Genomic DNA, 11,243 nt, shown 5'->3' on the forward strand with positions numbered 1-11,243 from the left:
CCGTTCATAACCGCTTTGTGGCTTGGCATTTTTTGCTGCCCAGCTACCTTTTGCTAATGGCAGCCTGATGCAACCGGGGTGAATTTTATATGCGATTTCTGAGGCAAAGCCTTGTTGGAGTCTTTTTGACGTCGTTGACAGTGGCCCTGTTGTTTGTGGCGGCGCAGATGATTTCGGGCGCCGTGCAAGACGTTCTGACGCGGGAGGAGTCGGCTCCGCAGGCGCGCGAGCGTGTCTTTGCCGTTTCTGTTCGGTCTGCGGAATTGGAGACCGTCACCCCATATCTTGAAGCCTTCGGCGAGGTTCAAAGCCGTCGCAGGTTAGAGTTGCGCGCCGCACTGGGCGGGCGCGTTGTCGGGCTGGCCGAAGATTTTGAAGATGGCGGTGTGGTAACAACAGGCGAAGTTTTGGTCGAACTTGATCCCGCAGACGCCCAGTCCGCGCTGGACCGGGCAAAATCCGATTTGCTGGACGCGCAGTTTGAAGAGCGTGACGCGGAGCGGTCGCTGCTGCTAGCACAGGACGAGTTGAACTCGGCTGAGGCGCAGGCGGAGCTGCGCGGGCGCGCCTTGCAGCGCCAACAGGATTTGCAGACCCGCGGGGTCGGGGCCGCAGCATCTGTGGAAGAGGCCGAGCTGGCCAAGGCTGCTGCGCAGCAGGCGGTGCTGGCGCGGCGGATTGCACTGGCCCAGGCCGAATCCCGCGTCGATCAGGCGACCACCCTGTTGTCACGAGCCCGCATTGCGCTTGAGGCTGCTGAACGCGATCTGGATGATATGACAATCCGCGCCCGGTTCGGGGGCACATTGACGGATGTAACGCTGGTCGAAGGACGGCTGGTGTCCGCGAACGAAAAGCTGGCGGAACTTGTCGACCCCAATGCATTGGAGGTGGCATTCCGCGTCTCAACCGCGCAATACGTCCGATTGCTGGACGCAGCCGGTGATCTGATCGACGCACCGGTGACAATCTCGCTTGAGGTCACGGGCACTGACCTGACCGCACAAGGCCGCATTAGCCGCGACAGCGGATCGGCGGGCGAAGGGCAGACCGGGCGTTTGATCTATGCCCGACTGGATGAGGCGTCGGGGTTCAAGCCGGGCGATTTTGTTACCGTCACAGTGCAGGAACAACCGCTGGACAACGTAGTACTGCTGCCGTCTTCGGTTCTTGATGCTGTTGGCACAGTGTTGGTGCTGGATGAGAACGACAGGCTCGAAGCGCTGCCAGTCCAGTTGATCCGCCGTCAGGGCGATGAGGTCTTGCTGCGCGGCGAAGGTTTGGTTGGGCGTGAGGTCGTGATAGGTCGCACGCCGCTGCTGGGATCGGGCGTGCGTGTCCGGCCCCTGCGGATAGATGATAGCGCCGGGGCCGCACCGGATATGGTTGAGCTTTCAGTGGAACAGCGCGCTAAGTTGGTCGCTCAGGTTGAGGCCAGCACCCGCATGCCAAAGGACGTAAAAGAACGGGTTCTGGGCCAGTTGAGCGAGGCCAAGGTGCCCGCCTCGCTTGTCCAGCGGCTTGAAAACAGGGCGGGGGGCTAAGCGCTATGATGCGCGAGATCCCCGGCGCGGCAGGCGGCATACTCAGTTACTTCACGCGTCACAAAACAGTGGCAAACCTGCTGCTGCTGGTGATGCTGGTCCTGGGCGCAGCGGCAATCCCGAACATGCGGGCACAGTTCTTTCCGGATGTGATCCTGGAACGCGTCGACGTGAGTGTGGACTGGGATGGGGCCGGTCCCGAAGATGTGGACAACGGTATCGTTCAGGTGCTTGAGCCCGCCTTGCTGGCGGTCGAGGGTGTCGCCAGCACCGAGTCCACGTCACGCGAGGGGCGCGCCAGCATTCGGCTCGAGTTCGAGCCAAACTGGGACATGTCCCGCGCTGTCGAAGAAGTACGGACGGCTGTCGACAGTGTCACCAGCCTTCCCGACGATGCCGAAGAACCAACAATCCGGCGGGGTGCCTGGCGGGACCGGGTTACAGATGTGGTTGTCACCGGGCCTGTCGATCCTGATCAACTGGCCAAATTCACGGACGAATTAATCAACCGTCTTTTCGCGGTCGGGGTTACTCGTACCACGATTCGGGGGCTTGCTGCGCCGCGTATCGTGGTCGAGATACCGACCGCCCAACTGATTGCCAACGACATTACTCTGTCCGAGGTCGCGTCGGCTGTCGCGGCCGAGGTCAACGCAAACCCAGCGGGTGATGTGACTGGCGCGAATGCCCGTATTCGCACGGGTACGGAAAAGCGCACACCCGAAGAAATCGAAGGTATCGCCCTGCGCAATTTTGCGGACGGATCTAAGTTGCTGGTGGGCGATGTGGCGCAGATCCGGGTCGAAGGGGTCAACCGCAATCGCAGCTACTTTGTGGGCGAAAATCCGGCAATGTCGGTGCGGGTAGATCGCTCAAACCTGGGTGACGCGATCGAAATCCAGCACGCGGTCGAAGACGTTGTGACGGAAATGCAGGCCAGCGTTCCCGAAGGTGTGACGATCGAGCTGATCAGAACCCGCGCTCAGGCGATCACCGACCGTCTGGATATTCTGGTCGACAACGGCCTTGTTGGCTTGGGCCTGGTGGTCTGTCTGCTTTTTCTGTTTCTGAATGCGCGGATCGCCTTTTGGGTCGCTGCCGGCATTCCGGTTGCCATGTCTGCCGCGATTGCCTTTATGTATATCGGCGGGCTGTCGATCAACATGGTGTCCCTGTTCGGCCTGATCATCACATTGGGCATTGTTGTGGATGACGCCATCGTCGTGGGTGAGCATGCAGACTTTCGCGCGCGCCGGCTGGGTGAGGCACCGATGGTGGCTGCCGAACGGGCGGCACGGCGCATGGCGATGCCGGTCTTTGCGGCCACCCTGACGACGGTGATTGCCTTTTTTGGCCTGACCCTCGTTGGTGGTCGGTTCGGAGAGTTGATCCGCGACATCCCCTTTACCGTTATCGCGGTTTTGATTGCGTCGCTGATCGAATGCTTCCTGATCCTGCCGAACCATATGGCGCATGCCATCGCGCATTCCACCAAAGAGCACTGGTATGATCTGCCCAACCGCGTGGTCAATCGCGGGTTCCGCTGGGTACGGGATCATCTGTTCCGACCGCTGATCGCCTGGGTTGTCTGGGCACGCTATGTGGTGGTTGCCATGATGGTGGTGATCCTGGCCAGCCAAGTTGCCCTGTTCATTCGAGGTGATGTGAACTGGCGGTTCTTTAACGCGCCCGAGCGCGGCTCGGTCACGGGCAACTTCATAATGGTCGAAGGTGCCACCCGCGCCGAGACTGTGGCCATGATGCATGAACTGCAGCGCGCGACCGAAGAGCTGGGCCAAATTTATGAAGACCGCCACGGTCGTAACCCGATCGACTATGTGCTGGCCGAGGTGGGCGGGTCCGCAGGATGGGGATTGGCCGCCGCCGATGGTAAAGACGCTGACTTGCTGGGTGGTATTTCTATCGAGCTGATCGACGCGGATCTGCGCCCCTATTCCAGCTTTGAGTTTGTGGGTGAGTTGCAGGATTTTGTTCCGCGCCACCCGAAGGTCGAACTGCTCAGCTTCCGGGGATGGCGATCTGGGCCCGGTGGCGATGCCATTGACGTTCAGTTCTATGGCGCGGATGTGAACACGCTCAAATCCGCCTCAGAGGACTTGCAGACCGAGCTGTCAAAATACCCTGAAGTTTCGGCGCTGGAAGACAACCTTGCCTATGACAAGGAAGAGTACATTCTGGACCTGACAGCGCAGGGTCAGTCGCTGGGGTTCAGGATCGAAACGCTGGGACGCGTGTTGCGCGACCGGTTGAACGGGATCGAGGCGGCGACCTTCCCGGATGGCCCGCGCAGTGCCGAGATCAGGGTTGAACTGCCCGAAGGAGAGCTGACCGCCGATTTCCTGGAGCGCACTCTGATGCGTACACCCGATGGAGTGTATGTGCCGTTGGCCGATATCGTGTCGGTCGAGCGAAAGTCCGGCTTCTCGACCGTCCGGCGCGAAAATGGCCTGCGGGTGATATCGGTGAATGGCGACATCTCGGAAGATGACCCGACGCGCGCGGCTGAGATTGCACGTGCCATGGGCGAGGAAATCCTGCCGAAAATCGCCTCGGAACGACAGGTCGAATGGCGGATGGCCGGTCTGAGCGAACAGGAAGACGAGTTCCTGTCCGAGGCGCGCACCGGCTTGATTCTGTGCCTGACGGGTATCTATCTTGTACTGGCCTGGGTGTTTGCCAGCTGGACGCGGCCACTGGTGGTGATGGCGATTATCCCATTTGGGTTGGTCGGCGCGATCTGGGGGCACTACCTGTGGGAAGTTCCGCTAAGCATGTTCACGGTCGTCGGTCTGCTGGGGATGACGGGGATCATCATCAACGATTCGATTGTTTTGGTGACGACCATCGACGATTACCAGAAAGAGCGCGGGCTTGTGCCTTCGATAGTTGAAGGCACCGCAGACCGGTTGCGGCCTGTGATGCTGACGACGCTGACCACGGTTCTGGGGCTGACCCCGTTACTGTATGAAGGGTCGCAGCAGGCGCAGTTTCTCAAACCCACAGTCATTACTTTGGTCTATGGGCTGGGCTTTGGAATGTTGCTGGTCCTGCTGCTAGTCCCGGCGTTGCTTGCCATTCTGAACGATCTGTCTCGCCCAATGACCGCGATGCGTCGGGCGGCACGAGCCCCGGACCGTGTGGTGCAGGGGACGTTGGCGTGTTCGGGCCTCGCCTTGCTTTCATGGTTTACGGTCACGATGGTGTGGCCCGCAATTTACGGCGCGCCCATCGGGTTCTTGTCCGGGCTTTATGCGGGCGAGGATGGCATGGCTATTCTTCGGATGGGCTTGGGCGCGTTCGTTACAGGTGCTGCGCTGATACTGTTCCTCAGCGTGGCAGTCTCAGGCTTGCTTTATACCCGGCTCAAAAGGCCCGCGACCTAAGTCCGGCGCAGGGCGGTTTCCAGCAGATCGATGACGCGGTTGCTCATCTCCAGTTCGCCGCGGCGGATCTGGTCCACAGGGAACCAACGCGCATCGAGCGCGTCGTCACCTGCAATGGGGTCGCCGGTTTGATACTGACAGGCCACGCCTACCAGCAGGTAGTGTGTCTGGACGTCGCCGTTTTCGTTCCAGCGCAGCAAATCAAGATTGTCTAAGTAGTGCTGTGGGTCTGCAATGACCGAGGTTTCTTCGCGCAGCTCTCTTTGCGCGGCTTGCAAAACAGTCTCGCCCCATTCCACGTGACCCCCAGGAAACCCCCATAGCCCAGCATCAGGTTGCTTGCTGCGTTGAACCAGCAGCACTTGGTCCTGATGCAGGACTACTGCCAAAGCGCCGATTTTTGGAGTTTGTGTCATGAAATCACCGGGCTCAGCTTGCGCTGCATCCCCGAATGTCGACTGCGTGATTTGCCCCCAACACGGTGATCCGAATTTCCGACCGATCCAGCGCAAACGGTCCACCGGATGCATTAATCACCTCAGAGGTTGCGATCAGAGTGTTGCCGGTTCGCGTCGTCTCGGTCTGCGAAGCCCAGAGCGCCGGGTTCCCCGGCTCGATCACGGCCACCTCGCGACCGCCTGCCGAGGGCATGGTCACCCGGGCCTCGATCTTCATCCCGTCTGATGTGGGTGAGAGGTGACAGGTGGTATGGGCCACTCTGGCCTCGTGTTCGGAAAAGGGCCTTTGTGCCAGTGCAGCGGCGATGGTGGGGTTGCGCCCGGCGTCTGCGTTCAGCGTGTGGTCGAAATCCAGCTGTTCCGGGATGCAAACATCCTTGCAGACGCCCAGATCCATCGTTCCCTGCAGGCGTACGGGCTTGGCCGGGTTTTTCGGCGTGATCTCGACTGGCAAAACCAGTTGGTTTTCGTAGCCGATCGATTGCAATCCGTTCTGGTCAAAAACATTGGGTGCGGGCCATGTAATCGACACATCCCCGACGTTGTTCGAACGGTTCCAGTCGAATTGCGGCGGAATGCCAGCATCCCCCGGCGCACGCCAATAGGTTTTCCAACCGTCCTGCAGCGTCACACGCACGGCGCTGAGGTACGTTCCTTTAGCGGTGCGTCCGCCATCCAGAATATCCAACTCGGCAACGGGGCCGTTGACCTGCGCTGTTACAGGTAAGGCCAGACCAAAGGTTATGGCGATTGCCGGTAATACATTTTTTACGCTCATGGTTCATAAATGCGCGGTTGCGGCACAGAATCCAAGTCACGTTCCAGTAACCGGGATGAAATCTGCTGAAATGTGCGCTGATCCCTTGCCATTCCGGGTGACCAAGGGTCATTGTTGAAGCATACCTGATAAGAGATGTCGGCTCATGGATCTTACCGGAAAACTGTTGATTGCGATGCCTGGCATGGGCGATCCGCGTTTTGATCATTCGGTGGTGTACCTGTGCAGCCATGGCGAAGATGGTGCTATGGGTTTGATTATCAACAAACCTTCGGATCTGCGGCTGAAAACTCTGTTGAGTCAGCTCAACATCCCCTGCCGGATTCCGGTTGTGGGTGAACGTTTGGTCCATTTCGGCGGCCCGGTCGAGATGTCGCGTGGTTTTGTCCTGCACAGCTCGGATTACGAGGCGAACCTGCATTCCATGCACATCACGGATGAGTTCAGCATGACGGCAACGCTGGATATCCTCGAGGATCTTGCCTCGGGCCGCGGGCCTTTGAACTCCACTTTGGTGCTGGGCTATTCGGGTTGGGGACCTGGTCAGCTTGAGGATGAGATCGCGATGAACGGCTGGCTCACAACCGAGGCGTCGTCCAAGCTGGTCTTCGATGTAGCCGATGATGAGAAATGGGGAGGTGCGCTTGCGACTTTAGGCGTTGACCCCTTGATCCTGTCTGCCGAGTCCGGACGCGCCTGATCAGCCGTTACGCGGGGCCGCAGCGCGGCGCAGGCGGTCGTTAATGGCCGCACCCAAACCATGTTCCGGAATTTGGGTCACCGCAATTGATCTGCCGGTGTCATTCAGGCTGTGCAGTGCGGCGAACAGGTTGGCAGCGGCCTCGGCAAGATCACCTTTCGCTGACAGGTTCAGATCGCAGTCCACCGGGCCAAACCCCAGCAGAACTTCATCGCCTTGGGCGGTGCTGGCGTTCAGACGAACGGGCGCATCCGGAGCATAATGCGATTGCAGCTGGCCGGGCGCGTTCAGCGCATCACCCGGCTGGTGGTGGTGCAGCTGAGTATCCAGAACCGCCTCGATCTGTTCCAGCGAAACGCCGCCTGGGCGCAAAAGGGCAGGCTCGCCCGCAACGCCCACGATGGTGCTTTCCAACCCGACCCCGCAAGGCCCATCATCCAGCACCGCGGCGATGCGCCCATTCAGGCCGGACAGGACGTGCGCGGCTGTGGTCGGGCTGATTTGCCCGGACGGATTGGCAGATGGCGCGGCGACCGGGCCGTCGAATTCGGACAGTAGCGCACGGGCCGCAGGGTGGGCTGGCACTCGCACGGCGAGGGTGTCCAGCCCGGCTGTCACCAGCGATGAAATCCCGTGATCCGGTCGCAGTGGCAGAACCAGAGTCAGCGGTCCGGGCCAGAACGCGGCCGCTAAGGCCTCGGCCTGATCGGACCATGTCACGAACCGCTGGGCGGCTTCGATCGAGGCCACATGCGCAATCAACGGGTTGAAGCTGGGTCGTCCCTTGGCGGTATAGATGCTTGCCACCGCTTCTCCGTTACGGGCATCCCCGCCCAGGCCGTAGACCGTCTCGGTCGGGAAAGCCACCAGAAGACCCTGACGCAGCAGGTCTGCCGCCTGCGTAATTCCGGCAGGATCGGCGTTTAATGTCAGAGTGCCGTTGGGGATCATTGGTGGTGACGCCGCGTTTTGATTGCGTATAGCATTTGGACCGATACCTAATCGGTGGAACCCAGATGCATAAAGGTGGGCGGTGGAAATTCCAAGCCCGTCGGCGTAAACGCAATCAGACAGCCTAGAGGGAAGACATGCCATATCGCGCCCCAATCTCTGATTATGAATTCTTGTTCCGCCACGCGGTCAATTTTGACAAGATCGCTGCTACCGAGAAATTCTCGGAAGCCAGCGACGATGTGGTCAGTGCCATTCTGACCGAAGCCGGAAAACTTTGCGAAGAGGTGATGGCCCCTCTGCAACGCCCCGGTGATCTTGAGCCTGCGCGCTTGGAAAACGGCGTGCTGCGTACCTCGACCGGGTATGCCCATGGCTGGAAAGCCATAGCCGAAGGCGGCTGGGTCGGGATGAGCGGTGATCCGGAATATGGCGGCATGGGTCTGCCGATGACGCTGACCACCGCCGTGAACGAGATGATGTCGGCCGCCTGCCTGTCGCTGCAACTTGCGCCGCTGATGACACAGGGCCAGATCGAAGCGCTGGAACATCACGCCAGCGATGAGCTCAAGGCGCTGTATTTGCCTAAGATGATGGCAGGTGAATGGTCTGGTACCATGAACCTGACCGAACCACAGGCCGGGTCGGATGTGGGTGCGTTGACTTCGAAAGCCGAAGCCAATGGGGATGGCACCTTTTCTGTGACAGGGCAGAAAATCTTTATCTCATGGGGTGACAACGATTTTGCTGAGAATGTTTGCCATTTGGTACTGGCACGCCTGCCCGATGGCGTTCCCGGAACCAAGGGCATTTCGCTGTTCCTGGTGCCCAAGCTGCTGCCGGATGAGAACGGCAATCCCGGTGTGGCCAATGATCTGAAGGTCGTATCGGTCGAGCACAAGATGGGCCTGCACGGCTCACCAACCTGCGTGATGCAGTTTGACGGTGCCAAAGGCTGGCTTGTAGGCAAGGAACATGGCGGCATGGCCGCGATGTTCACCATGATGAACAACGCGCGCCTAGGTGTTGGCGGTCAGGGTGTGGGCGCAGCCGAAGGTGCCTATCAGCACGCGCTGGCCTATGCGTTGGAGCGGAAGCAGGGCAAAACCCCCTCGGGCACCATTATCGACCACGCGGATGTCCGTCGGATGTTAATGAGCATGCGTGCTGACACTTTCGCTGCGCGTGCGATTATGCTGGCCAACGCCGCGGCCATCGATATGGCCAACGCAACGGGCGACGCCGATTGGATGTCTCGTGCCGCACTTTTGACGCCGATTGGCAAGGTTTTTGGCACCGAGACGGGAATGCGCGTATCTGAGACCGGTGTTCAGGTCCACGGCGGTATGGGCTTCATCGAAGAATCCGGTGCGGCTCAGTATTATCGCGACGTCCGTGTGACTGCGATTTATGAGGGAACGAATGGCATTCAGGCCATGGACCTTGTCGCGCGCAAGATGATGGATGGCGGCGAAGCAGCCTCGCGCCTACTGGACGAGATCGAAGATCATGCCGAACAGGCGCGGGCGACCATGCCCGAACTGGCTGGCCCTGTTTGGGAAGCGACCGAAAGCTTGCGCGAGGCGACCGAGTGGATGGTGGCGCAGTCTGATATGAACAACCGGTTTGCCGGGGCGTTGCCCTATCTGCATGCCTTTGCTCGCGTTTTGGGTGCACATTACCACCTGAAGTCGGCTCTGGCTGAACCGGGTGGCCCGCGCTTTAAGCTGGCCCGGTATTACATCAACGCGCTGTTGCCTGAATATGCTGGGCTGCTTGTTCAAGCACAGAACGGGGCAGATGATGTATTCGGGCTCAGCGCCGAGGAGTTTGTATCCTGATGGACGGAGATACCCCTTTGGCGATCAGATATCCCTGGTCAGAGCCTCCGGCCGAGGGCGAGGCGACCGAGATTGCCGAAGGTGTTCTGTGGATGCGATTGCCGCTGCCCATGGCGCTGGATCACGTTAACATTTATGCGCTGGACGATGGCGACGGCTGGACCGTGATCGACACAGGAATGTCGTCGAACAAAACACGGCGCATCTGGGAAAAGCTGATGGCAGGCCCATTGGCGGGCAAGCCGATCACGCGGGTGGTTGTGACTCATCATCACCCCGATCACGTGGGCAATGCGGGTTGGTTCCAATCCGAACATGGCGTGGAACTGGTGGCGTCGCGAACGGCCTGGCTGTTTTCGCGGATGCTACAGCTGGATGTTCAGGAAAGCTGGCCCCAAGAGACGCTGGACTATTACCGCAGTGCAGGAATGGCGCCCGACGTTCTTGCCAAGCGGATGGCCGAGCGCCCGTTCAATTATTGCGACACAGTTTATCCGATGCCGCTGGGTTTCACCCGGATCAAGCAAGGCAGTGTGATCCGCATGGGTGGGCGCGACTGGGATGTTCATATGGGCAATGGCCATGCCCCCGAACACGCGACATTCTGGAGCCGCGACGACAATCTGGTGATCACCGGCGATCAGATCCTCAGTTCGATCAGTCCCAACCTGGGTGTCTATGTCACCGAACCTTTGGCGGATCCGGTTGCTGAATGGCTTGAGGCCTGCGAACGGCTTCAGGGGCTGGCGCGACCCGATCATCTGGCGCTGGGCGGGCACAAGCTGCCATTCACCGGGCTGCCCATCCGGATGAGGCAACTGATCGACAACCACCACAGTGCATTGGATCGTTTGGAAAAGTATTTGGACCAGCCCAAGACCGCTGCCGAATGTTTCATGCCCTTGTTCAAACGGCAGATCAGCGGTGGCGAGTATGGGCTTGCGCTGGTCGAAGCGGTTGCACATCTGAACCATCTTTACCACATTGGAGCTGTCACCCGGACGCGCCGCGCGGACGGGGCCTGGGAGTTTCAGCGCAAAGGGTAAAGCCATGCAGGATCAGATCGAAACCTCGGCCGAGGCCGCCGAAGCCGCAGCTTTGCCGCGCTGCTACGAAGTGCATTCCGACCCCGAAGCAAAGTCAGGCGCAAAAGACCTGCCCGGCCCGTTGCAAAAGCCGGTCGAAACGAAAAGCCCCGCACAGTGGGCTTATGAGCGGCTGATCCTCTATATCCAGAATTTCGAAAAGACGCTGACCGGCGACCAAGAGGTTGCGATGGGATTCACCGGCGGCGACGCAGGCGTCATGCGGATCGAGGGGATGGGGTATTTCGATCCCGATATCATCACCTTTTATGGGTCCGATGCGACCGGCGCGCGCACTCAGCTTGTACAACATGTCAGCCAGTTGAACGTGATGCTGCGGGCCCTGCCCAAATCGGTTGAGGATAAACCAGCCAACCGGATCGGGTTCCGTCTGGCGGCGGATCTGGAAGAAAGCTGATCACCTGACTTGCAATTCACGTCTGCGCAGCCTTGAATGAGTTTACCATTCAAGGGGGCCTCAC

9 protein-coding genes are annotated in these 11,243 nt (G+C 59.7%); 6 read left to right on the forward strand and 3 right to left on the reverse strand.

What is annotated here, in order from left to right:
- Nucleotides 1–89 precede the first annotated feature (89 nt).
- Both AC2FIO_RS15320 and AC2FIO_RS15325 read left to right on the forward strand, forming a co-directional pair.
- Nucleotides 90–1,544 (forward strand): efflux RND transporter periplasmic adaptor subunit, encoded by a 1,455-nt coding sequence (locus AC2FIO_RS15320; RefSeq protein ID WP_109312948.1) that lies wholly within the window; start codon nt 90–92, stop codon nt 1,542–1,544.
- Nucleotides 1,545–1,549: 5 nt separating this feature from the next.
- Nucleotides 1,550–4,948 (forward strand): efflux RND transporter permease subunit, encoded by a 3,399-nt coding sequence (locus AC2FIO_RS15325; protein ID WP_496698699.1) that lies wholly within the window; start codon nt 1,550–1,552, stop codon nt 4,946–4,948.
- Here the strand turns inward: AC2FIO_RS15325 and AC2FIO_RS15330 are convergent.
- Both AC2FIO_RS15330 and AC2FIO_RS15335 read right to left on the reverse strand, forming a co-directional pair.
- On the reverse strand, nt 4,945–5,364 hold the full coding sequence (locus AC2FIO_RS15330) for an NUDIX hydrolase (protein ID WP_058273587.1): 420 nt from the start codon (nt 5,362–5,364) through the stop codon (nt 4,945–4,947). The two genes, AC2FIO_RS15325 and AC2FIO_RS15330, sit on opposite strands and share 4 nt — an antisense overlap.
- A 13-nt stretch (nt 5,365–5,377) precedes the next feature.
- Nucleotides 5,378–6,184: a protein-disulfide reductase DsbD domain-containing protein gene (locus tag AC2FIO_RS15335; RefSeq protein WP_058273586.1), complete on the reverse strand. Its 807-nt coding sequence runs from the start codon at nt 6,182–6,184 to the stop codon at nt 5,378–5,380.
- A 145-nt stretch (nt 6,185–6,329) separates the two neighbouring features.
- On the opposite strand from AC2FIO_RS15335, the gene AC2FIO_RS15340 reads away from it, so the two are divergent.
- Complete coding sequence (locus tag AC2FIO_RS15340; RefSeq protein ID WP_109312945.1) at nt 6,330–6,884, forward strand: YqgE/AlgH family protein; 555 nt, start codon at nt 6,330–6,332, stop codon at nt 6,882–6,884.
- On the opposite strand, the gene AC2FIO_RS15345 is transcribed toward AC2FIO_RS15340, so the two are convergent.
- Nucleotides 6,885–7,835 (reverse strand): L-threonylcarbamoyladenylate synthase, encoded by a 951-nt coding sequence (locus AC2FIO_RS15345; protein ID WP_496698702.1) that lies wholly within the window; start codon nt 7,833–7,835, stop codon nt 6,885–6,887.
- Between the two features lie 137 nt (nt 7,836–7,972).
- On the opposite strand from AC2FIO_RS15345, the gene AC2FIO_RS15350 reads away from it, so the two are divergent.
- The 3 genes from AC2FIO_RS15350 to AC2FIO_RS15360 are packed head-to-tail and all read left to right on the forward strand — an operon-like array spanning nt 7,973 to nt 11,179.
- On the forward strand, nt 7,973–9,676 hold the full coding sequence (locus AC2FIO_RS15350; protein ID WP_496698704.1) for an acyl-CoA dehydrogenase family protein: 1,704 nt from the start codon (nt 7,973–7,975) through the stop codon (nt 9,674–9,676).
- Nucleotides 9,676–10,722: an MBL fold metallo-hydrolase gene (locus tag AC2FIO_RS15355; protein WP_496698706.1), complete on the forward strand. Its 1,047-nt coding sequence runs from the start codon at nt 9,676–9,678 to the stop codon at nt 10,720–10,722. The genes AC2FIO_RS15350 and AC2FIO_RS15355 overlap by 1 nt, the downstream gene beginning before the upstream one ends.
- Before the next feature lie 4 nt (nt 10,723–10,726).
- The gene (locus AC2FIO_RS15360; protein ID WP_058273581.1) at nt 10,727–11,179 is read left to right on the forward strand and encodes a DUF6173 family protein; all 453 of its coding nucleotides are present in this window, start codon (nt 10,727–10,729) and stop codon (nt 11,177–11,179) included.
- The last annotated feature ends 64 nt before the right edge of the window (nt 11,180–11,243 follow it).

The sequence above is a fragment of the Ruegeria sp. CDSB086 genome, assembly GCF_059611065.1.

Coding starts and splice junctions, on each gene's coding strand:
- AC2FIO_RS15320 (WP_109312948.1), top strand. CDS start 90: ATGCGATTTCTGAGGCAAAGCCTTGTTGGAGTCTTTTTGACGTCGTTG.
- AC2FIO_RS15325 (WP_496698699.1), top strand. CDS start 1,550: ATGATGCGCGAGATCCCCGGCGCGGCAGGCGGCATACTCAGTTACTTC.
- AC2FIO_RS15330 (WP_058273587.1), bottom strand. CDS start 5,364: ATGACACAAACTCCAAAAATCGGCGCTTTGGCAGTAGTCCTGCATCAG.
- AC2FIO_RS15335 (WP_058273586.1), bottom strand. CDS start 6,184: ATGAGCGTAAAAAATGTATTACCGGCAATCGCCATAACCTTTGGTCTG.
- AC2FIO_RS15340 (WP_109312945.1), top strand. CDS start 6,330: ATGGATCTTACCGGAAAACTGTTGATTGCGATGCCTGGCATGGGCGAT.
- AC2FIO_RS15345 (WP_496698702.1), bottom strand. CDS start 7,835: ATGATCCCCAACGGCACTCTGACATTAAACGCCGATCCTGCCGGAATT.
- AC2FIO_RS15350 (WP_496698704.1), top strand. CDS start 7,973: ATGCCATATCGCGCCCCAATCTCTGATTATGAATTCTTGTTCCGCCAC.
- AC2FIO_RS15355 (WP_496698706.1), top strand. CDS start 9,676: ATGGACGGAGATACCCCTTTGGCGATCAGATATCCCTGGTCAGAGCCT.
- AC2FIO_RS15360 (WP_058273581.1), top strand. CDS start 10,727: ATGCAGGATCAGATCGAAACCTCGGCCGAGGCCGCCGAAGCCGCAGCT.